A 22,656-nucleotide genomic window follows, 5' to 3' on the forward strand; every position below is an offset into this window, starting at 1 on the left:
TCTGAAAACTCTGAAATACTATAAAAAGAGCCCTAGATTAGAGCCCTCAATCTTATGATTATATATTTTGTTTGGTAATCTTTCCCGCAGACTAAGACAACCTTCTAGACTTGATGATTCCCAAGCAATCTTTATCTGCCGACTAAAACAATCCACTGGATTGTTTTAGCCACCTAGATATGCTTTTCTGACTTCATCTGATGCTGCGAGCTCTTTACCTGTTCCTGAAAGAACGATTTTACCTGTTTCAAGAACATAGCCTCGATCTGCGATGGCAAGTGCTTTATTGGCATTTTGCTCAATTAAGAGAACGGTTGTACCTTGTTTTTGAATATCTTGGATGATATCAAAAATTTCTTGGATGAAAATTGGTGCAAGCCCCATTGAAGGTTCATCTAACAAAAGAAGTTTAGGCGTTGACATAAGCGCGCGTCCCATAGCAAGCATCTGCTGTTCTCCTCCCGAAAGGGTAGCTGCATCTTGGTTTTTACGTTCTTCCAGACGAGGGAAACGTGAAAAGACTTTCTTCAAATTTGCTTGATTCTCTTCACGATTTTTCTTAAGAAAGGCTCCCATCTCCAAGTTTTCCATAACTGTCAAACCAGGGAAGACGTGACGTCCTTCTGGTACTTGAGAAAGTCCTGATGCCACAATTTTTTGTGCAGGCATCTTTTGGATTTCTTGTCCCAAAAATTCAATTTTACCAGAACTTGGACGAACAAGTCCTGACAAGGTACGAAGGATAGTTGTTTTACCAGCACCGTTTGCACCGATAAGGGAAACAACTTCTCCTTCATTTACTTCAAAGCTCACATCGCGTACAGCTTGAATCATACCGTAGTGTACTGAGAGGTTTTCAACTTTTAACATAGACATTAGGCTTCACCTCCTAGATAAGCTTCGATAACACGTTTATTACTCTTGATTTCATCTGGTGTTCCATGAGCAATCAAACGACCGTACTCAAGAACATAGATACGCTCAGTAACTTCCATAACCAAGTTCATATCATGTTCAATCAGCATAATAGTAATATTGAATTCATCCTTGATGCGACGAATCAACTCAGTCAATTCTGCAGTTTCTTGTGGATTCATACCCGCTGCAGGCTCATCCAAGAAAAGGATTTTAGGTTCTGTAGCAAGAGCACGAACAATTTCCAAACGACGTTGTTGACCATAGGCTAAATTTTTAGCTAGAGTTTCAGCCTCTCCATCCAAATCAAAGATTTTTAGTAATTCTAAGGCTTTAGCTTTCAATTCTTTTTCATTCTTATAAAAAGCTGGTAAGCGCAAGAAACTTGCAAAAACATGTTGTTTATGATGATTACTAAATGCAATCAGAACGTTATCCAAAACTGTCAAGTCCTTAAAAAGGCGGATATTTTGGAAGGTACGCCCTAAACCAAGAGATGCGATTTTATAGGGTTGCTTGCCATTTAACAAGTGACCATCCAAGGTTACTGTCCCTTCGCTTGGTTCATAAACACCTGTCAACAAGTTGAAGAGGGTTGTTTTCCCAGCACCATTTGGTCCAATCAAACCAACAAGTTCACCTTCGTTCAATTCGAGAGTGACGTCCCCAACGGCTGTCAGACCACCAAAATGTTTGGTTAAATTTTTTACTTCAAGTAATGCCATTAGTTTTGTCCCTCCTTCTTACCTTTTTTAAAGAGACGTGATAGGCTCAATTCCCAAGTCCCAAGAAGACCACCTGGTCTGAAGATCATAACGAGCACTAAGGCCAAAGCATAGATAATCATACGAACGCTGGCTACGTCTTGAAGGAGCATGTTCAAGATTCCAAGCACGATTGCCGCAACAATTGCCCCTGTAATGGATCCTAAACCACCAAATACAACGATAATCAATACATTGATAGAGTTGATGAACGTATAATCTTTTGGAACGACTGATCCGATAAATCCTGACTGAAGACTACCAGCGATACTTGCAGTAACAGCACCAAAAACAAAAGCAATGATTTTAATTTTTGTAGTATTTACCCCTACTGACTCAGCAGCAATCTCATCTTCACGAACTGATAAGGTTAAACGTCCGATAGGACTGCGAAGGAAATTAAGAGTGGCAATCGTTGTAATCACAGCAAAGAAATATACCATTTGCCAAGTTGTAAAGTTAGGAATCCCCAAAATACCAGCAGCACCGTTTGTAAGGCTTCCACCATTAATAATGAAGATACGAATAATTTCAGCAACCCCTAAAGTTGCAACTGCAAGATAATCCCCTTTCAAACGTAGGGTTGGAATTCCAACGACCAAGGCAACCAAACCAGCAATGATAGCACCGAGCAACATAGCTCCAAAGAATGCACCATAGGTTGGAGATTTTGATCCGATAATGGCTGCTGCATAGGCACCAATAGCCATAAATCCAGCATGTCCAAGTGAAAACTGACCAGAGAACCCAACGATAAGGTTAAGACCTACTGCTAGAATAATGTTGATACCGATTTGTTCAATAATCTGAATATGGAAAAGGTTCAAGACTCCTACTGAAACCAATAGGCTAATCAAACCATATCCAAGCAACAAAAGGAATAACCATAGAATATTAACTTTTAAATTTTCTTTCATTGTTTACACCTTCTCTTTCACATTCTTACCGAGGATACCAGCTGGGCGAACAATCAAGATTAAGAGCAAGATCCCATACACGATGGCATCACGGAAATCTGACATTCCGAAGGCGGTAGCAAATGTCTCCAAAAGACCAATAACAAAGCCACCCAGAGCTGCACCAGGGATAATTCCGATACCACCAAGAACGGCAGCCACAAATGATTTAATACCTGGAGTCATTCCCATCAATGGTTCAAGAGAGTTATAGTAAAGTGCAATCAAGACACCCGCTGCACCAGCTAGAGCTGAACCCAATGCAAAGGTGAAACTGATTGTACGGTTCACGTTAATCCCCATCAACTGAGCAGCATCACTATCTACAGAAACGGCACGCATGGCTTTCCCCATCTTGGTTTTTTGTACGATGAGTTGTAAAAGAACCATCAAAACAAGTGAGACAGTCAAAATCAACAATTGAATATTTGTTAGACTGATTGGTCCTAAGTCATAACGCACTGTTTGGATTGCTTGAGGAAAGGCACGTGTATTGGCGCCTACCAGATAGACCATCCCATACTCCAGTAAGAAGGAAACCCCGATGGCTGTAATCAATACAGAGATACGAGTTGAATGACGTAATGGACGATAAGCTAGGAACTCAATGATAACACCGAGAATTGCCGTTCCAATCATCGATAAGATCAAGGCTACAAAGAAATTTAATTGCAAGGAATTAATCAAGAAATAACCCATGAAAGCACCCATCATATAAATATCACCGTGGGCAAAGTTAATGAGCTTGATAATTCCATAAACCATAGTATAACCTAGGGCTAGCAGCGCATAGACACTCCCCAAGATTAGACCATTGACAAGTTGTTGAAGCATATGGTTCACTCTTTCTAAGTTTTATTTTTTAGGATTTTTATAAAAAAATAATCCTTTCATAAACACCGAAACAGGGAGTGAGTAAAAGCTCATTCCCCATTTCCTGTATCTATAATTATGGTTTTACGACTTCTGCCGCTTCTACTTTACCATTATTCATGGTCATCATGAAGGCTGTTTTCACAGTGTTGTGATCCGCATCAAAGCTTGTTTGACCTGTAACACCTTCAAAGTTTTGTGTTTTAGCAAGATTGTTCTTGATATCAACTGAAGTTTTTGCACCTTTTGCTGCATTAGCTACAAGGTAAACTGAGTCATAAGCAAGAGCTGCAAATGTTGAAGGATCTTCGTTGTATTTTGCACGGTAAGCTTCAAGGAAGGCTTTTGCTTTTGCTGAAACCTCTACAGTAGTTGAGAAACCTGAGATGAAGTAGATATTTGATGCGCGTTCAGCTGTTGCTTGTTGAACAAACTCTGCACCGTTAAATCCGTCACCACCAATGATTGGTTTATCAATTCCCATACCACGAGCTTGGTTTACAATCTTACCAGCTTCTGTGTAGTAACCTGGCAATACGATTGCATCAAAGTCTTTATCTTTGATTTTTGTCAAAGCTGCTTGGAAGTCAGTGTCACCTGATACAAACGTTTCATCTGCTACGATTTCGCCTGAGAATGAATCACGGAATGATTTTGCAATTCCTTTAGCGTAGTCGCTTGAGTTATCAGTATACAAGACAACTTTCTTAGCGTTCAACTTGTTTGTAACATAGTTAGAAATGATTTTCCCTTGGAAGCTATCTTGGAATGTTCCGATGAAAAGGAAATCTTGACCTTTTGTCAAACCATCTTGAGTAGCACTTGGAGAAATCAATGGAACCCCAGCTTGTGTAGCATTTGCTACTGCTGCTGCAGTTGCACCTGAAGTTGCAGGTCCTACGATTGCTGCTACTTTAGATTGAGTAACAAGGTTTGTTGAAACAGAAGCAGCTTCAGCAGTTTCAGATTTGTTATCTTTGTCTACTACTTCGATTTGTTTTCCATCAATACCACCTGCAGCGTTGATTTCATCAACTGCAAGTTGAGCACCCTTTTGCTCAGATGTACCGTAAGATGCTACAGCACCAGTTTCTTCAAAGTTGAAACCGATTTTAACGACTTTCTCATCCACTGGGTTACCAGTTGAATTTGAAGCTCCTGACTTCACTTCTCCACAAGCTGCTAAAACAGCTACACTTGCAAGTGCTACAAGTGATAAGGCAAATTTTTTCTTCATCTTTTTTGTCTCCTTATTTCTTAAATAAATAGCATGTTAAGAATATACCGAATTATCTGAAAATTGTCAACACATTTATCTTAATTTTTACATGATAACGTTTTCGCTATTTCTATAGAGACTACCAACAAAGGGAGTTTCCAATTCTTGGATATGACATCGTCGCACTTTTTTGATAAATCTCTCTTTTCCTAAACGGCTAACCAGTTCTTCCACTTCTTCTGTTGGGACATACAGTTGCAGATAACGGTGTTTTTTAGAGTGGTAACAAATATCACCATAATGATCGAGTTTTTTTGCATCACGATTATAGTATAGGTAGATAATCAGACCAGACCGATTCTCTTTTTGAAACATATTACAACATCCTTCTAACAATCTTCTTACTATTATATCAAAAAAAGCAAACTCAGTCGAGTTTGCTTCAAAAGATTAATTCAAAGAATTATTAGCCATGATTTCATCAATGAAACCATATTCAAGTGTTTCTTGAGCGCTCATCCAGTAATCACGTTCAGCATCTGCATGGATTTGCTCAACTGATTTACCAGAATTATCTGCAAGAATTTGTTCCAAAGTCTTACGAGTTTTAAGCAAGTGCTCAGCCGCAATAGCCATATCTGTCTGTTGCGTACCACCACCAGTACCACCCATCGGTTGGTGAATCATGTACTCTGCATTTGGAAGCATGAAGCGTTTGCCCTTAGCACCACTTGATGCGATAATAGTTCCCATTGAGGCAGCCATACCCATAACAATCGTTTGTACGTCTGCTTTGATGAAATTCATAGTATCTACAATTGCCAAACCAGCTGAAACTGATCCACCTGGTGTATTAACATAGAGGTAGATATCTTTAGTGCTGTCTTGAGCATCCAAGAAGAGCAACTGAGCAATAACTGAGTTTGCCATATTGTCTTCAACTGGACCTGTCAGCATGATGATGCGGTCTTTCAAAAGACGAGAGTAGATATCGTAGGAACGTTCCCCACGACTTGTTTGTTCAATTACTACAGGAATCATTCATTTCTCCTTCTGATTTCAATTTTTCTTAGTCAAACGACTTGATACAGGACTATTATATCTTTTTGGTCAAAAAAGGTCAAATTTTTGCTCTATCCTAAAAACAGACACAAAAATTCAACCTCCTTTCGAGACTAAAACCAATGAACAGTTTTAGTTTATGATTAGAATTTTACTTAGTTCCGAACAAACGGTCTCCAGCGTCACCAAGACCTGGAACGATATAGCCATGTTCGTTCAAGCGTTCATCCAAAGCTGCTGTAAAGATTTCTACATCTGGGTGAGCTTCTTGAAGAGCTTTTACACCTTCTGGAGCAGATACAAGGCAGACAAATTTGATGTTTGATGCTCCACGTTTTTTGAGGGAATCAACAGCCAAGATTGCAGAACCACCTGTTGCAAGCATAGGGTCAACCACAAAAATTTGACGTTGGTCGATATCTTCAGGTAATTTAACCAAGTATTCTACTGGTTGAAGAGTTTCTTCGTCACGGTACATGCCAATATGTCCAACTTTGGCTGCTGGAACCAAGCTCAATAGCCCATCGACCATCCCGATACCTGCACGCAAGATTGGAACAATTGCCAATTTTTTACCAGCCAATTGTTTTTGAACTGTTTTTGTGATAGGTGTTTCGATTTCAACGTCTTCAAGCGGAAGATCACGAAGTACTTCATATCCCATCAACATAGCAATTTCATCTACTAATTCACGAAAAGCTTTTGTAGAAGTGTCTGTACGACGCAAGATTGACAATTTGTGTTGAATGAGTGGATGATTAATGACTTCAAGTTTTCCCATTTTCTGAATTCCTTCTTTCAATTTATTCTTCTTATTATATCAAAAAATGGTCTAAAAATCCTTCTAAACCATCTTTTTTTTAAATTTTTAAATCAAGTTAGCTTCTTGAAGAGCTGCTTGTACTGTCTCAAGTGGCAAATGTGTTAATTCTGTCCCTTTTTCTTGATAAAGGTATTGGGCATAATCGTCCATGCGGTATTGATTGATATAAACTACACGCTCACATCCTACTTGTAGTAACTGCTTGGTACAGTTAAGGCATGGAAAATGAGTGACATAGGCTGTGAAACCTTTTGGAACGCCACGTTCTGCCCCTTGTAGTATAGCATTTACCTCAGCATGAAGGGTACGAACACAGTGGCCCTCAATCACCAAACAGTCATGGTCAATACAATGCTCCGTTCCTGATACAGAACCATTATAACCTGTTGAAATAACCTTATTATCCTTGACTAAAACAGCTCCTACCTTGGCACGTTTACAAGTTGAACGATTGGCAATCAATAGGGCTTGAGCAGCAAAATACTCATCCCAAGCCAGTCTTTTTTCTGTCATAACTTCTCTTCTCCTGATCTATTTTCTGAAAAATGGTAGGCGTAAATCTGCGATTTTTTCAGCAGGAACCTTCATTCCATCCTTGATCCATTTAAGCAAAACTGATACGATGGCAGAACTCCAAAAAGAATGCAGGTAAGAGCTGACTCCTTTTGATTTTCCATAGTATTTTTCTAAAAATTCTTGCATGGCTTGCACAAAGATTTTTTCCAAGTGGTAGTCCAAGGCAAGCTGAATAACCTTAGCCTCTTTCTTGGCTTCTCTAAAGAGGCGAACCCAAACCAGATAGAGGTCCGTTTTAACATCGTAATGGCTCAATTGCTCCATAATGTTATGGACGCTTCGTTTAAAGACACTTTCTAAAATCTCTTCTTTGGAGTCATAGTTTCGATAAAAGGCTGCACGGGAAACACCAGCACGTTTGATCAACTCAGAAATGCTAATCTTTGTCAATTCCTTTTTCTCCAAAAGTTGCAAGAGAGCTGTTTCGATAGCTTCTCTGGTCAGTAAATTGGACTCTTGATTGGATTTTCTGAGATTTTTAAGTGAATTTTCAGAAATTCTTCGTTCGGCCATAACACTTCCTTTCTACTTGTGACAACAGAGTGACGAGACTTTTGTTTTAAGCACTTTCATGATATAATTGTAGAAAAAGACAGAACCTTTGTCAATGTATAAGTGACAAAGATGGAGAATTTCTATGACTTGGAAGATTGTGGCAGATTCTGGTTGTGATTATCGTCAATTACCTACTCCTGCGATTGACACTGAATTTGTAAGTGTTCCTTTAACCATTCAAGTGGCTGATCAAGTCTTTATTGACGATGCTAGTCTTGATATTGATAAAATGATGGAAACCATGTATGCAACTTCTGAAGCTTCAAAATCAGCTTGCCCTAGCCCTGATGATTACTTGCGAGCATTCGAAGGTGCAAACCATATTTTTGTAGTGACCATTACCGGAACTCTTTCTGGTAGTCAAAACAGCGCTCAATTAGCTAAGAATCTCTATCTCGAAGAACATCCTGATACTCAGATTCATGTCATTGATAGTTTGTCTGCTGGTGGAGAAGTTGACCTTATCGTAGAAAAAATCAATGATTTGATTGACCAAGGACTTTCTTTTGAAGAAGTGGTTAATGCTATTACTGCTTACCAAGAAAAAACTAAGTTATTGTTCGTTCTCGCTAAGGTTGATAATCTGGTTAAGAATGGTCGCTTGAGTAAACTGATCGGTACAGTTGTTGGGCTCCTCAATATTCGTATGGTTGGGGAAGCAAGTGAAACTGGAACCTTGGAACTCCTCCAAAAGGCTCGTGGTGCTAAAAAATCTCTTCAAGCTACTTATGAAGAGTTAATCAAGGCTGGCTACGCTGGTGGGCGTATCGTCATGGCTCACCGCAGTAATGATAAATTCTGCCAACAACTCTCAGAACTCTTGCGCGAGAAATTCCCACAAGCTGAAATTAAGATTATCCCAACCTCTGGACTCTGCAGTTTTTATGCAGAAGAAGGTGGACTCCTTATGGGATATGAAATTGACTAATTTATATAAGACAGAGGTCGGGATTCAATATCCCGACCTCAATTTTTATCAGCAATTATCTTTTCTAATGTAACTGAGTAGACTTTTGTACTGACAATTTCATCTTGTCAATACATAAGTTTGAAGAACCCACGGGTTTGATAAAAATTTACGGGACTAGGTACTATCATGCGAAACTTGGTCTACCGATTTCTGTCCCTCCGTCTTTTTTATGGTACAATACTTTTATGAAACATTTTGACACTATTGTAATCGGGGGAGGACCTGCTGGTATGATGGCTACCATTTCAAGTAGCTTTTATGGGCAGAAAACCCTTCTCATCGAAAAAAATCGAAAACTCGGAAAAAAATTAGCTGGTACTGGTGGTGGTCGCTGTAACGTGACCAACAATGGAACTCTAGATGACCTATTAGCTGGCATCCCTGGAAATGGGCGCTTTCTTTACAGCGTCTTCTCCCAGTTTGATAACCATGATATCATCAACTTTTTTACGGAAAATGGCGTCAAACTCAAGGTTGAGGACCATGGCCGCGTCTTTCCAGCCAGCGACAAATCTCGAACCATTATCGAAGCTTTGGAAAAGAAAATCATGGAGCTAGGTGGGCAAGTTGCCACTCAAACAGAGATTGTTTCTGTTAAAAAGATTGACGACCAGTTTATCCTTAAGTCTACAGATCAAACCTTCACTTGTGATAAACTCATTGTCACAACAGGTGGAAAATCCTATCTTTCTACTGGCTCTACTGGTTTTGGTCATGAAATCGCCCGACATTTCAAACACACTATTACCGAACTCGAAGCTGCTGAAAGTCCATTGTTGACTGATTTCCCGCATAAGGCCTTGCAGGGAATTTCCCTAGACGATGTAACCCTAAGCTATGGCAAGCGCGTCATCACCCATGACCTGCTCTTTACCCACTTTGGTTTGTCAGGTCCTGCTGCACTACGCATGTCTAGCTTTGTCAAGGGTGGAGAAATTCTCTCCCTGGATGTCTTGCCACAACTTTCAGAAGGTGACTTAGTAGACTTTTTAGAAGAGAACCGTGAGAAATCCTTGAAAAATGCCTTAAAAACCTTGCTCCCTGAACGCTTGGCAGAATTTTTCGTGCAAGGATATCCTGAAAAAGTCAAACAACTAACAGAAAAGGAACGCGACCAACTTGTCCAGTCCATCAAGGCTCTTAAAATCCCTGTAACTGGCAAAATGTCATTGGCTAAATCCTTTGTAACTAAAGGTGGCGTTAGTCTCAAGGAAATCAATCCTAAAACGCTGGAAAGTAAGCTAGTACCTGGACTCCACTTTGCTGGCGAAGTACTAGATATCAATGCCCACACTGGTGGCTTTAACATCACTTCCGCCCTCTGCACTGGCTGGGTGGCAGGCTCAAACTAGAACTATAAATGATATAGTATCTAAAGATATTGGATAAGAAAGGAGCTATTTTGGAACATATTATTTTACTGAGAGGTGTTACACCGAATGGACAAAACGCTATCCCTAAAATGTCTTATCTGGTAGATATCTTAACAGAGGCTGGTTTTCAACACGTTCGAACTTATATTCAAAGTGGAAATATTATTCTTGAAAGCGACTTAGCCATAGAAGAAATACGAGAACAAGTCCATACTCTAATAAAAGAAAAAATCGGAGCCGACTTGAAAATGGTCATTAAAAATAAGAGTGATTTTACAAAAATTGTCCAAGAAAATCCGTTTGGAGAACACTATCTTTATGACCGTATACATATAATTCTTTTCCAGAATGCTATCCAAAGTCTACCATTTGAAAAATTGGATAGTGACTATGGTGAAGAAGAAATTTGTATCGGCAACCATTGTCTTTACCTCTATCTCCCTAGAACTGCAAAACGAAAAAAGCTTAATACCAACTATCTCGAAAAGCTGTTCGGCGTTGATCTGACCATGCGAAAGTTAAACGTGGTAGAAAAATTACTAACAAAATAGGAAAAATAAGATGAACAGAATAGAATCAGTCGAATTTGTCAACATGTGCTTGATTAAAAATGGGGATAAGGTCCTAGTTCAAGATCGAGTTAGTCCTAACTGGCCTGGCATTACTTTTCCTGGCGGTCATGTTGAGCGTGGCGAGTCCTTTGTCGATGCTGTCATTCGTGAAGTGGAGGAAGAAACTGGTCTGACCATTTCTAAACCTCAGCTCTGTGGTATCAAAGATTGGTATGATGATGCAGATTATCGCTATGTTGTCCTCTTTTACAAAACTGAACACTTTACTGGGGAGCTCCAATCTTCAGACGAAGGAAAAGTCTGGTGGGAGGATTTTGAAAATCTATCTCATCTTAAACTAGCTACTGAGGATATGTCTGATATGCTTCGTGTTTTTCTTGAAGAAGATCTCAGTGAGTTCTTTTACTACAAGGATGGTGAAGACTGGTCTTACCAACTCAAATAACAGCAAATCGGCAGAGGTCTCTCCGCCGATTTTATCTTATCTAATCTTCAAGCTAGGTCTGTGTCCTACTACTAATACTCAATGAAAATCAAAGAGCAAACTAGAAAGCTAGCCGCAGTTTGCTCAAAGCACTGCTTTGAGGTTGTAGATAAGACTGACGAAGTCAGTCACATATATAATCCAAGGTGAAGCTGACGTGGTTTGAAGAGATTTTCGAAGAGTATAAATTTCTGTTACTAGCTTTGTCAGCCTTAGCTTAGTCTGTGAGTTTTATCGAGTTTGTGTGCTTACATAGTGGGTAATGACATCTGATGTGTACTGGGCTGTTCCCTGTCCAAACTTATCAATGTTTTCCTTGAACTCTGGATTATAGACATAGCCTTTTCCGATATGACCAAAGACCTCGATAGAGCAGTCAAATCCATAAGTACGGATGGCTTGCAAGAGTTTACCTGCTTCTTCTTGGTTTTCAGATGCTGTTATCGGTAGACCATCTTTGAGATTTTGAGCTAAGCTTTGAAAGACTTGATTAAAGGCTGTTGTAGCTTCATCCTCTCGTCCTTTTTGACGCTCGAGAGCCTGGTCCATGACTTCCTGACCATATTTCTCTACTGCCTCTTGGTGGTATTTTTGATGGTCTTGATAGCTAAATCCAGTGAATTTTTCTTGAATGGTCATTTTTATTTCTCCTTTTTGTTCTTGAATAGTTTTTTGTAAGGTTGAAATCAAGGTATCCAGATGTTGTCTTTCTCGAGTCAGGTAATCCAACTGCCTCGTCAAATGTGGTAACAAGTCCGTCTTTTCTTCCTTCAATAGCTCTGCTATTTTTTCTAAAGAAAAGCCTAGATACTTGTAATAAAGGATAACCTGAAGTCGTTCTAAATCTTCTTGACTGTAGGTTCGATAGCCATTTTCTGACTTTAATGGGACCAAAAGTCCTATCTTATCATAATGGTAAAGTGTTTTGATAGAAACGCCTGAAAGCTGCGCAGCTTCTTTGATATGGTACATGATTTCCTCCTCACATAAATAGTATATACCCTCCCCTTTGGGGAGAGTCAAGTATTTTATTAAGATTTATGAAAACGTAAAATTGATTTTCTTGACAGACTTCAAAAATCATGATAGGATAATCAAGTCTATCAATCAAATAAAAAGCTCATAAAGAGTCATTGAGAGAAGGCTATTTGACAACTCAAGTAGCCTTTTCTTATTTTAAAAAATAGATCGGAGTTTTACTATGTCTGAAAAATCGCAATGGGGCTCGAAACTGGGCTTCATCCTTGCGTCTGCTGGTTCTGCTATTGGTCTTGGAGCTGTTTGGAAGTTTCCATACATGACTGCAGCCAATGGTGGAGGTGGATTTTTACTTGTCTTTCTCATCTCGACACTATTGATTGGATTCCCCCTCTTGCTCGCTGAATTTGCCCTTGGGCGGAGCGCTGGCGTGTCAGCAATCAAAACCTTTGGAAAATTGGGCGATAACAAGAACTACAATTTTATCGGTTGGATTGGTGCCTTTGCCCTTTTCATCCTCTTATCTTTTTACAGTGTTATTGGGGGATGGGTTTTAGTCTATCTAGGTATCGCTATTGCTAAAGCCTTCCAAGTTGGGATTAGCAGTGATTATGCCCAGCTCTTCACAGACATTATTTCAAATCCATGGATTGCCCTTGGTTCCCAAGCCCTCTTTATCTTCCTCAACATCTTTATCGTATCTAAGGGAGTTCAAAAAGGGATTGAAAGAGCATCGAAAGTTATGATGCCCCTGCTCTTTATCATCTTTGTCATTATCATTGGGCGCTCTCTCAGCTTGCCAAATGCCATGGAAGGTGTAGTTTATTTCCTCAAACCTGACTTTTCAAAACTGACAAGCGCCGGACTCCTCTATGCTCTGGGACAATCTTTCTTTGCTCTATCCCTCGGGGTTACAGCTATGTTGACCTATGCTTCTTACTTGGATAAGAAAACCAACCTAGTCCAATCAGGTATGTCCATCGTTGCCATGAACATCTCTGTATCCATCATGGCAGGATTAGCTATTTTCCCAGCTATGTCAGCCTTTAACATCCAGTCTGAAGGTGGTCCAAGTCTCCTCTTTATTGTCTTGCCACAACTCTTTGACAAGATGCCTTTTGGAAGTATTTTCTACATCCTCTTCCTCTTGCTCTTCCTCTTTGCTACGATAACTTCTTCTGTCGTGATGCTGGAAATCAATGTAGGCAACATCACCAATCAGGACAATCGTAGACGTGCTAAGTGGAGTATGATTTTAGGTGTTTTAACTTTTGTATTTGGTATCCCTTCAGCCCTATCCTACGGAGTCATGGCAGACGTTCAAATCTTGGGGAAGACCTTCTTTGATGCCATGGACTTCTTGGTTTCTAATCTCCTCATGCCATTTGGTGCACTCTGCTTGTCTCTCTTTACAGGCTATGTCTTCAAAAAAGCATTGGCTATGGAGGAACTCCAGCTTGATGAAACACCGTGGAAACAAGGACTTTTCCAAGTCTGGCTCTTCCTTCTTCGTTTTATCATCCCAATTATCATCATCGTGGTCTTTATCGCCCAGTTTATGTAACTATAAAAATGGACTTGAGTTTTTTCCTCAAGTCCTTTCTTTTTACGGATGACTAACAATCAATTCCAAATCTTGTCCTTCGAGTGTCCAAGTTTCAACATCACTTGGTAAGATAAAGTGGCTACCTTTTTGAATTGGATAATCTTTACTGTCCACAGTTAGTTTCCCTTGACCAGCTAAGACACTCAACAAGCTATACTCAGCTGTTTTTTCAAAGTCAACTTTTCCAGTGATTTCCCACTTGTAGACTGCGAAGAATTCATTGGATACAAGGAGAGTTGAACGCAAATCGTCTGCTTTAACAGTTACAGGACGGCTGTTAGCAGGCTCACCAATATTTAAAACATCAATGGATTTTTCAAGATGAAGCTCGCGCAAGTTACCATTATCATCCTTACGGTCAAAGTCATAGACACGGTAGGTTGTATCACTAGACTGTTGCGTTTCAAGGATCAAGATACCTGCTCCAATAGCATGCATGGTTCCACTTGGAACATAGAAGAAATCTCCAGCTTTTACAGGAACTTTTGTTAACAAGGCATCCCAGTTTTTATCTTCGATTTGCTGGCGGAGTTCTTCTTTTGACTTAGCGTTATGGCCGTAAATAATTTCTGAACCCTCATCTGCAGCAATAATGTACCAACATTCTGTTTTTCCGAGTTCGCCCTCATGCTCTAGTCCATAAGCATCATCTGGGTGAACTTGAACACTGAGCCAGTCATTGGCATCAAGGATTTTGGTCAAGAGCGGAAATACAGGTTCTGGACGGTTGCCAAACAACTCACGGTGTTCTGCATACAAAGTAGCGAGGTCTGTTCCTTGATAGCGGCCATTAGCTACCTTAGACACTCCATTTGGATGAGCTGAGATGGCCCAATACTCACCAATCTTTTCATTTGGAATGTCGTAGCCAAACTCATCACGTAGTTTAGTACCACCCCAGATTTTTTCTTGCATTACAGAATTTAAAAATAACGGTTCTGACATGTTGATCTCCTGTCTGATTTTTCTCCCTTCATTATAGCAAAAAAAGAGTTCTAGTTGAACTCTTTTTCATATCTTATAAAGTAGGGAGAAGATTTTGTAAAAATAGTGAATAAATGTGTTCTACTCAATGCTTGCACCATTACTGGCAATGACCTCCTTGTACCAGTAGAAGGACTTCTTCTTGCTACGTTTGAGACTTCCATGACCTTCATTATCACGATCCACATAGATAAAGCCATAGCGTTTGTTCATTTCGCCTGTTCCAGCTGAAACTAGATCGATACAACCCCAAGTTGTATAACCAAGCAAGTCTACTCCATCTTGGCATATGGCATCTCGCATAGCCTTGATGTGGGCCTCTAGATAAGCAATCCTATAGTCATCTGCTACATAACCATTCTCATCCGGTGTATCAATAGCACCGAGGCCATTCTCTACGATGAACATGGGCTTTTGGTAACGATCCCAGATGGCATTGAGGGTGATTCGAAGCCCAAGTGGGTCAATCTGCCATCCCCATTCTGAAGATTCAAGATAAGGATTTTTGAGAGAGGCAAAAACATTTCCAGCTGTTAATTCTTTAACTTCTGGATCACCTGAGGCCACTCGACTTGCATAGTAAGAGAAGGAAACAAAGTCAACAGTGTAATTCTTCAACAAATCTAGATCCTCTGCCGTCATTTCAATCTCAATTCCTTCACGCTCCCACTGCTTCTTAGCGTAGCTTGGGTATTCCCCACGCGCTTGAACATCAATGAAAAAGTAACTCTTGCGATCTTCCTCCATAGCAGCCCAGTAGTCTCTCGGATGGGCTGTGTTCGGATAATACTGTCCTGCTGCCAACATACATCCCACCTTGTTTTCTGGATCAATTTCGTGGGCAATTTTAGTCGCCATAGCCGAGGCTACTAGCTCATGGTGAGCTGCTTGGTATTTGACCTGTTCTTGATTTTCTCCTTCTTCAAAACAAATCCCTGCTCCTAAAAAGGGGGCATGCAAAATCATATTGATTTCGTTGAAGGTTAGCCAGTACTTAACCAAGCCCTTGTAACGGGTAAAAAGGGTGCGACAGAGATTTGCGTAAAAGTCCAACATACGACGGTTGCGCCAACCGCCGTATTTTTCAATCAAGTGCATAGGACAGTCGAAATGCGTGATGGTCACCAGCGGTTCGATCCCATACTTGTGGCATTCCTTAAACAAATCCTCATAAAAAGCTAAACCAGCTTCATTTGGCTCTGCTTCATCTCCTTTGGGGAATATTCTTGTCCAAGCAATGGAAAGCCGATAAGTTTTAAAGCCCATTTCTGCAAAAAGGGCAATATCTTCCTTGTAATGATGGTACATATCAATGGCTTCTTTTGCTGGGTAAAAATAGGCCTCCTCAAACGAGAACATCTTTTTCTGACCTGTGATTATGGCTTCACGGTCCTTTCCGATTGGAACAACATCAACATTCGCCAACCCACGACCGTCTATATTATAAGCACCCTCACATTGATTAGCTGCCGTAGCACCACCCCAGAGGAAACCCTCTGGAAATTGTAGTATTTCTGTCATCACTTTACCTCGCTTTTTTTACTAGTTCTAGTATACCATTATCCCCTTCTCTTTCCAAAATCCTACCAGATCTTATGAAAAACTGAACCTATTCTAAGGTAGCTGTTGCTCTCGTACAAGATAAAAAGACCGGATGGCTCCGATCTGTTTAGTCATCAAAATGTAAGAAATTTAATACCTCTTGTTACTTAATCGATTGATTGATTGTCAGCAAGCCATGGGTAATTGTTGCAGCAATATCTTCCAAACCATGAAGAATAAAACTTCCTATAATCACTCCTAAAATAATTGAACAGATAATCATGGTCACACAGATTAGATAAATATCCTTTTTTTCCATATCTTTCCTCCTAATATCTACACATTGAGATACTTTTAATCTCAAGGTTCATTGGTCATTATGGGACAATTGTAAGGTTTCCCAGAACCATAAAGTCGAGTAGTGAACCGAATGCCATTATCACTCTCTTCCTAATGAAATAATAAATCCCTCTTACTACAACTATTTAAAAAATATTTCTCCTTTCCATATCAGTCACATTTTCTATTATTACATTTTTATTATAAGATTTTCAGAAAACGCCGTCAAATATTTATATGCAATCTTTAATAAACAAAAAGACCGGATTGCTCCGATCTTTCAATAGTTCATATGCGCACATTCTTTTTTAAGAATCATTATGGTTAACTTCAAATGACTAAGCGTCCTATTTCATACGATAAAAATCAATCACTAGACCAGCAGGGCCACTTACTAGCAGGGATTCGGTTCCCCAATCAGTTACAGCTGGACCATTTAAAACCTGAATACTAAGATCTTTCAACCGTTGGTAGTTCTGCTCTACATCCTCAACTTCAACGTGAAGAATGATTCCTGACTGAAAATTTTCCAAAGGTATCAAATATTTTTGGGACAACATGAGGCAGTGACTGCCAATCGTAAACTGAGCAAAACTGTCATCAACATAGTCTGCCTTCTTATCCAAAATACGCTCCAAGCTAGCACAGACTTGGGGAACATTTGAAACGATAATATCTAATTGATTTAAATTCATTTACTATCCTCCATAAAAAGACCGGATTTCTCCGATCTTTTTAAGTTCCACGAGAGAAATTATTTAATTGCGCGTGATTGCAATCCTTCTTCTTCCAAGAAGAGGCGGAATGGTACGAGTTCTTCTGCTTCGTATTTTTCTTTGAAGGCTTTAATAGCTTCTTCTGAGTGTTGTTTTGGATCCAACTCAAGTACTTCTACTGGAAGTGGACGATGTGGAGTGATGTGAGCATCGATGACAACAGTTTTACCTTCTTTGTTCAATTTAACAGCTTCTGCTACAACTGAGTCGATATCTTCGATACGGTCAACTGTAAATCCAATAGCTCCTTGAGCTTCAGCGATTTTCGCATAGTCAGCATTAGGGAAGTCACAACCAAACAAGTGTTTGTTTGTGTCTTCGTATTTGTCCTTGATGAAGGCATATTTACCATTTGAGAAGACAACGTTGATAACTGGAAGGTCGTATTGAACGTTTGTGATAACGTCTGGGTAGCACATGTTGAAGGCTCCGTCACCCATGATGTTCCATACTTGGCGATCTGGATTGTCTTTCTTAGCAGCGATACCACCAGGAAGGGCAATACCCATTGTCGCAAAGAGTGGAGATGTACGCCACATGTTCTTAGGTGTCATGTGAAGGTGACGAGTAGATGTTTGAGTAGTGTCACCTACGTCGATTGAATAGATAGCGTCTTGATCAGCATGTTTGTTGATTGCATTGTAAACTTGATACAATTGCAATTCACCCTCAGTTTTACCTTCGAGTTTGTTCATGTAATCACGCCAGTTTTGGTTATTCTTAACGTTTGCACGCCACCATGGAGTAGATTCAACTGGATTCACTTTGTCAAGGATTGCTTTCGCTGCTTGACCTGCATCACCAAGGATTGAAGCGTCTAGGGCATGACGTTTACCAAGTTTGTAAGGGTCGATATCCACTTGGATGAATTTTTCAGTGTTTTTGAAGGCTTCGTAAACTTCAGCAAATGGGAAGTTTGAACCAAGGAAGAGAACAGTGTCTGCTTCAAAGACAACTTCGTTGGCTGGTTTCCAACCAACACGGTAAGCAGAACCTGTCAAACCTTCGTAGTTCCATTCAAAAGCTTCAAAGTTTTTACCAGTTGTGATGATTGGTGCTTTAATTTTACGTGACAATTCAGTGATCACTTCACCAGCTTTAACACCACCGTAACCAGCATAGATAACTGGACGTTCAGCATTGTTCAAGATTTCAACTGCTTTGTCAATTTCAACTTCGTTCAAAGCAGGAGCGATGAATGAACGTTCGTATGAACCTGAACCGTAGTATGAGTTTTCGTCGATTTCTTGGAAACCAAAGTTTACTGGAATTTCAACAACGGCTGGACCTTTTTTAGAAACGGCAGCACGGCAAGCTTCGTCGATTACTTTTGGTAATTGCTCTGCGTAAGCTACACGTTTATTATAAACAGCGATACCGTTGTACATTGGGTTTTGGTTTAATTCTTGGAAAGCATCCATGTTTAATTCGTTAACTGGACGTGATCCAAGGATAGCGAGGAATGGAGTGTTATCCATAGCTGCATCGTAAACACCGTTAATCAAGTGAGTCGCACCTGGACCACCTGAACCAACTGCAACACCGATAGATCCGCCAAATTTAGCCTGCATAACCGCTGCAAGAGCACCTGTTTCTTCGTGGCGAACTTGCAAGAAACGGATATCTTTGTCTTCAGCCAAAGCGTCCATAAGTGAGCTAAGTGTTCCTGATGGGATACCGTAGATAGTGTCTACGCCCCATGTTTTCAATACGTTAAGCATTGCTGCAGATGCAGTAATTTTCCCTTGAGTCATAATGATAACTCTCCTTAAAAGTTAATTTGATGAATAATAAAAGCGCTTTTATATGTTTTTTGAAAACGATTCAGTAAATTTACACTCCTAATTTATCACATTTACTTTTAGTTTCATAAGAATGTGCTCAGAAAACTTCATTCTCTATTACAGTACAGATTGAAAACGTTTTGAAAATCTGTTTTAGAATAGCAAAAAAGCGGTTAAGACCGCCTTTTTATACTCAATGAAAATCAAAGAGCAAACTAGGAAGCTAGCCGCAGGCTGTACTTGAGTACGGCAAGGTGAAGCTGACGTGGTTTGAATTTGATTTTCGAAGAGTATTAATCGACTTTAGTAAAATTAAGCATAAGAGAGCTGATCAGAACAGAGACTGAACTAAAGGCCATGGCCAATCCTGCAAGTTCTGGATTGAGCACCAAACCAAGACTTGAAAAGACTCCTGCTGCAATCGGAATACCAATGAGGTTATAGATAGAAGCCCAGAAAAGATTGAGTAGAATACGATTAAAGGTCTTCTTACTCATATCAAAAGCACGTGCCAATCCTAGTAAATTGTTGGTTGTAAGGACAAGATCTGCTGATTCAATGGCAATATCTGTCCCAGAGCCCATGGCAATTCCGACATCCGCTACACTGAGGGCCGGCGCATCATTGATCCCATCTCCAACAAAGGCCAATTTCCCATTCTTTTGAAGCTTGTGAATTTCATGTGCCTTTTCCTCTGGCAAGACATTTGCGATCACTTCTTCGATTCCAATTTGCTCTGCAATAGCATGCGCTACTCCAACATTATCTCCTGTAAGCATGACCGTTCTAAGACCACGTTTTTTTAATTTAGCAATAGCTTCTCGAGCGTTTTCCTTAGGGACATCTTGTAAGGCTAGCAAGCCTTTTAACTCACCATCCACGGATAAGAAGACAACTGTTTTCGCTTCTTTCTCAAGCAAATCAAATCGTTCTTGATAGTCACTCGGAATATCAAGGTCTGCTAAGAGTTTGGCATTCCCAAGCAAGACTTGTTTCCCATTTATTGTCCCAGTTACACCTTTCCCATGCAAGGCTTGGAAGTTTTCCACGGGATAAAGACTGATTCCTAATTCAGACGCACGATTGACAACAGCTTGAGCTAGCGGGTGTTGAGAGGCATCTTCTAATGAGGCAGCCAAACTTAACACTTCTCTTTCATCACCGATAATATCTGTCACTACTGGTTTTCCTTCTGTCAAGGTTCCAGTTTTATCAAAAACAACCGTTTGAACTTTCTGGATTTCTTGTAAAACTGTACCATTTTTGAGGAGAACCCCCATCTTAGCACTTCGGCCTGTTCCTACCATGAGTGCTGTCGGTGTCGCAAGTCCCAGAGCACAAGGACAAGCAATAATCAAGACGGCAACTCCATAGAGAAGGGAAGTCACAAAGCTTTCTCCAAGTAAAACAAACCAGACCCAAAAAGTAAGAAGTCCTAAAATGACAACTGCTGGTACAAAAATCCCTGAAATCTTGTCTGTCAAATCTTGAATAGGAGCACGACTGGTTTGAGCTTTCTTCACAAAGTCCACAATCTGAGCCAACATAGTCTCAGAACCAACTTTTTCAGCTTTAAAGATGATCGTACCACTATTATTGATGGTTGAACCAATAACAGCATCACCGGCAGACTTGTCTACTGGAATACTTTCCCCAGTCACCATTGATTCATCAATACTCGTTTCACCTTCTAACACAGTCCCATCAACGGCAATTTTTTCACCTGGTCGAACGCGAATGAGATCCCCAACTTTGACTTGTTCTAGAGGGATTTGAACATAAACATCATCACGCAAAACCTCTGCTGTTTTTGCTTGTAGGTCTAATAATTTTTCGACTGCCTGCGAAGTGTTTTTTCGCATTTTTTCCTCAAAAACTGCTCCCAAAAGAATGAAGAAGAGGATAAATGCAGCACTTTCAAAGTAAACGGGCAGACCAGTGAAGAGGGCAACTAAGCTATAGAAATAGGCCACTAGTGTTCCCAGAGCAACCAAGGTATCCATGTTGGAATTGTGCTTTTTAAAACTAGCCCAGGCGCTTCTGATATATGGAACTCCAGCTACCAGCATAATGGGTGTTGTGGCTAAAAAGGTGCCCCAACGCATGACTTGGTGACTAATTCCTCCTGTAGACATCCCAATCATGAGAATCACAAGAGGCACAGTAAAGATACTAGTAATCCAAAAACGCTGTAAAAGACTGAGAGACTTTTTAGTTTTTTCAACAACGGTGTAGGTCCCCTTTTGCATCTTCATGCCGCATGAAAATTCATGCTCACCCAGGTCTTGAGGAGTAAAACGAATGACTTTTTCCTCATCTTGAGCGATTGGTTCTAGGATCCCTTCTTCTTCGAAGAGAATCTCTTTATAACAGTTTGAAGGTGTCACACGATGAAAGGTAATCTCAGCAGGGATCCCTTTTTGCAGTTGAATGTGGGCTGGATGGTAGCCTTTGTCTGCCGTGATACGGATTTTTTGAACACCATTTTCAAGACTTGCTTTTACAATTTCAGTCATATCATTCTCCTATTCTACAATCATCTTACCGTGCATCATATTCATGCCACAAGAGAAACCATACTCACCTGCTTCTTCAGGAGTGATTTCAACCACATATTGGTCTCCCATAGGCAGATCTGCATGCACTCCAAAGTCTGGAAAAACGATTTGGTCCAAGCAAGGTGAAGGATCTTTTCGATCAAAAATAATGCGAGCAGGTTGAGATTTTTTGAGGATAATGGTTCCTGGAGTGTAGCCCCCCATGACTTCCACTCGAATTTCCTGATAGCCATTCTTTTGTTGGGCTCTCTTACCATCTTCTTGCGGTTTTTTGAAAAACCAAAAGAGGATAAAAGCAATCATTCCTAAAACAATAATAGATACAAATAGATTTAACATAGTGTCTCCTTTACATACAATTACATCTTACTTCTGTTACAGCACTTGCTTTTTTCTTTGAAATCACTTCTTCCAAGCCTTCTAAGTCGGATAGGGTAAAGTCACATTCTTCAATCAAATCAGCTAGTAACTGCTTAATCCTTCGAGAACAAAGCTTGTCTTTGATATCCTGGACAAGTAACTTCCTACTATCTTCCTGCGTCAAAAGAGCTGAATAAGTAAAGGACTTGCCCTGCTTTTCCCGAGTCAAACATTCTTTCTCCACCAAACGAGCCAAGAGTGTCTGGATCGTGGATTTGGACCAACTGAACCTTTTCTCTAATACTTTTATGAGATCAGTACTAGTCTGTTCTCCCTGCATCCAGATAATCTTCATGACCTGCCATTCTGCATCCGAAATCTGCATCAGCACACCTCCAAAATCTACATTTGTCAATTACAATTATCAGTATACTCTCAAAATCTACATTTGTCAACTAAATTTCCTAAAAATTTTAAAATTTCTCTTCCCAATAGATTTTGTCTATCATTGTGATAAAAAATACATATTATCCAAAGCTCTCTTTTAATGCTACAATAACTGTATCATTTTCCTAGATGGGAGGTTC

24 protein-coding genes are annotated in these 22,656 nt (G+C 40.0%); 5 read left to right on the plus strand and 19 right to left on the minus strand.

The features are described 5' to 3' along the window. Window positions 1-165: 165 nt before the first annotated feature. From QM877_RS02525 to QM877_RS02570, 10 genes are all read right to left on the minus strand, one after another. Entirely contained in the window at window positions 166-876 is a 711-nt protein-coding gene (locus QM877_RS02525) for an ABC transporter ATP-binding protein (RefSeq protein WP_045763246.1), read from the minus strand. Beyond that, window positions 876-1,640: an ABC transporter ATP-binding protein gene (locus QM877_RS02530; RefSeq protein WP_414317479.1), complete on the minus strand. Its 765-nt coding sequence runs from the start codon at window positions 1,638-1,640 to the stop codon at window positions 876-878. Before QM877_RS02530 ends, QM877_RS02525 begins: the two co-directional genes overlap by 1 nt. Continuing rightward, on the minus strand, window positions 1,640-2,596 hold the full coding sequence (locus QM877_RS02535) for a branched-chain amino acid ABC transporter permease (protein WP_049549360.1): 957 nt from the start codon (window positions 2,594-2,596) through the stop codon (window positions 1,640-1,642). Before QM877_RS02535 ends, QM877_RS02530 begins: the two co-directional genes overlap by 1 nt. A 3-nt stretch (window positions 2,597-2,599) precedes the next feature. After that, window positions 2,600-3,469, minus strand: a complete 870-nt coding sequence (locus tag QM877_RS02540; RefSeq protein WP_000941435.1) for a branched-chain amino acid ABC transporter permease — start codon at window positions 3,467-3,469, stop codon at window positions 2,600-2,602. Window positions 3,470-3,584: 115 nt separating this feature from the next. Beyond that, window positions 3,585-4,745 (minus strand): ABC transporter substrate-binding protein, encoded by a 1,161-nt coding sequence (locus QM877_RS02545; protein ID WP_414317480.1) that lies wholly within the window; start codon window positions 4,743-4,745, stop codon window positions 3,585-3,587. An 87-nt stretch (window positions 4,746-4,832) separates the two neighbouring features. After that, entirely contained in the window at window positions 4,833-5,102 is a 270-nt protein-coding gene (locus QM877_RS02550; RefSeq protein WP_000486587.1) for a YlbG family protein, read from the minus strand. A 75-nt stretch (window positions 5,103-5,177) separates the two neighbouring features. After that, window positions 5,178-5,768 (minus strand): ATP-dependent Clp protease proteolytic subunit ClpP, encoded by a 591-nt coding sequence (clpP, locus tag QM877_RS02555; RefSeq protein WP_000613459.1) that lies wholly within the window; start codon window positions 5,766-5,768, stop codon window positions 5,178-5,180. A 172-nt stretch (window positions 5,769-5,940) separates the two neighbouring features. Further along, window positions 5,941-6,570 (minus strand): uracil phosphoribosyltransferase, encoded by a 630-nt coding sequence (gene upp / locus QM877_RS02560; RefSeq protein ID WP_000517029.1) that lies wholly within the window; start codon window positions 6,568-6,570, stop codon window positions 5,941-5,943. Between the two features lie 87 nt (window positions 6,571-6,657). Continuing rightward, window positions 6,658-7,125 (minus strand): deoxycytidylate deaminase, encoded by a 468-nt coding sequence (locus QM877_RS02565; RefSeq protein WP_414317481.1) that lies wholly within the window; start codon window positions 7,123-7,125, stop codon window positions 6,658-6,660. A gap of 18 nt (window positions 7,126-7,143) precedes the next feature. Next, the gene (locus tag QM877_RS02570; protein ID WP_414317482.1) at window positions 7,144-7,701 is read right to left on the minus strand and encodes a TetR/AcrR family transcriptional regulator; all 558 of its coding nucleotides are present in this window, start codon (window positions 7,699-7,701) and stop codon (window positions 7,144-7,146) included. A 124-nt stretch (window positions 7,702-7,825) separates the two neighbouring features. On the opposite strand from QM877_RS02570, the gene QM877_RS02575 reads away from it, so the two are divergent. The 4 genes from QM877_RS02575 to QM877_RS02590 all read left to right on the plus strand — a co-directional run bounded on the left by QM877_RS02575 (window position 7,826) and on the right by QM877_RS02590 (window position 11,103). Continuing rightward, window positions 7,826-8,671, plus strand: coding sequence for a DegV family protein (locus QM877_RS02575; protein WP_414317483.1), 846 nt, complete (start codon window positions 7,826-7,828; stop codon window positions 8,669-8,671). Between the two features lie 227 nt (window positions 8,672-8,898). Further along, the gene (locus QM877_RS02580) at window positions 8,899-10,065 is read left to right on the plus strand and encodes an NAD(P)/FAD-dependent oxidoreductase (RefSeq protein ID WP_414317484.1); all 1,167 of its coding nucleotides are present in this window, start codon (window positions 8,899-8,901) and stop codon (window positions 10,063-10,065) included. A gap of 50 nt (window positions 10,066-10,115) precedes the next feature. Further along, window positions 10,116-10,637 carry a DUF1697 domain-containing protein gene (locus tag QM877_RS02585; protein ID WP_061862833.1) on the plus strand — a complete coding sequence of 174 codons (522 nt, stop codon included), beginning with the start codon at window positions 10,116-10,118 and terminating at the stop codon, window positions 10,635-10,637. Window positions 10,638-10,647: 10 nt separating this feature from the next. After that, entirely contained in the window at window positions 10,648-11,103 is a 456-nt protein-coding gene (locus QM877_RS02590) for an 8-oxo-dGTP diphosphatase (protein ID WP_414317485.1), read from the plus strand. Window positions 11,104-11,373: 270 nt separating this feature from the next. On the opposite strand, the gene QM877_RS02595 is transcribed toward QM877_RS02590, so the two are convergent. Then, on the minus strand, window positions 11,374-12,114 hold the full coding sequence (locus tag QM877_RS02595) for a MerR family transcriptional regulator (protein WP_414317486.1): 741 nt from the start codon (window positions 12,112-12,114) through the stop codon (window positions 11,374-11,376). Between the two features lie 229 nt (window positions 12,115-12,343). Here QM877_RS02595 and QM877_RS02600 point away from each other — a divergent pair, with 229 nt between their 5' ends. Continuing rightward, complete coding sequence (locus tag QM877_RS02600) at window positions 12,344-13,684, plus strand: sodium-dependent transporter (RefSeq protein ID WP_414317487.1); 1,341 nt, start codon at window positions 12,344-12,346, stop codon at window positions 13,682-13,684. Window positions 13,685-13,726: 42 nt separating this feature from the next. On the opposite strand, the gene manA is transcribed toward QM877_RS02600, so the two are convergent. The 8 genes from manA to QM877_RS02640 all read right to left on the minus strand — a co-directional run bounded on the left by manA (window position 13,727) and on the right by QM877_RS02640 (window position 22,454). Then, window positions 13,727-14,671 carry a mannose-6-phosphate isomerase, class I gene (manA, locus tag QM877_RS02605; protein ID WP_414317488.1) on the minus strand — a complete coding sequence of 315 codons (945 nt, stop codon included), beginning with the start codon at window positions 14,669-14,671 and terminating at the stop codon, window positions 13,727-13,729. A 120-nt stretch (window positions 14,672-14,791) separates the two neighbouring features. After that, window positions 14,792-16,231 (minus strand): 6-phospho-beta-glucosidase, encoded by a 1,440-nt coding sequence (locus tag QM877_RS02610; protein ID WP_414317489.1) that lies wholly within the window; start codon window positions 16,229-16,231, stop codon window positions 14,792-14,794. 184 nt (window positions 16,232-16,415) lie between these two features. Further along, window positions 16,416-16,571, minus strand: a complete 156-nt coding sequence (locus tag QM877_RS02615) for a hypothetical protein (protein ID WP_414317490.1) — start codon at window positions 16,569-16,571, stop codon at window positions 16,416-16,418. A 367-nt stretch (window positions 16,572-16,938) separates the two neighbouring features. Beyond that, entirely contained in the window at window positions 16,939-17,286 is a 348-nt protein-coding gene (locus QM877_RS02620) for a VOC family protein (protein ID WP_414317491.1), read from the minus strand. A 59-nt stretch (window positions 17,287-17,345) separates the two neighbouring features. Next, window positions 17,346-19,121, minus strand: coding sequence for a pyruvate oxidase (spxB, locus tag QM877_RS02625; protein WP_414317492.1), 1,776 nt, complete (start codon window positions 19,119-19,121; stop codon window positions 17,346-17,348). A gap of 323 nt (window positions 19,122-19,444) precedes the next feature. Next, window positions 19,445-21,667: a heavy metal translocating P-type ATPase gene (locus QM877_RS02630; protein WP_414317493.1), complete on the minus strand. Its 2,223-nt coding sequence runs from the start codon at window positions 21,665-21,667 to the stop codon at window positions 19,445-19,447. Window positions 21,668-21,676: 9 nt separating this feature from the next. Beyond that, window positions 21,677-22,048, minus strand: a complete 372-nt coding sequence (locus QM877_RS02635) for a cupredoxin domain-containing protein (protein ID WP_414317494.1) — start codon at window positions 22,046-22,048, stop codon at window positions 21,677-21,679. 10 nt (window positions 22,049-22,058) lie between these two features. Next, a complete protein-coding gene (locus QM877_RS02640) occupies window positions 22,059-22,454 on the minus strand; it encodes a CopY/TcrY family copper transport repressor (RefSeq protein ID WP_414317495.1) in 396 nt (131 codons plus the stop codon). Window positions 22,455-22,656 lie beyond the last annotated feature (202 nt).

Source organism: Streptococcus infantis (assembly GCF_047463655.1).
Taxonomy (GTDB): Bacteria; Bacillota; Bacilli; order Lactobacillales; family Streptococcaceae; genus Streptococcus; species Streptococcus infantis_Z.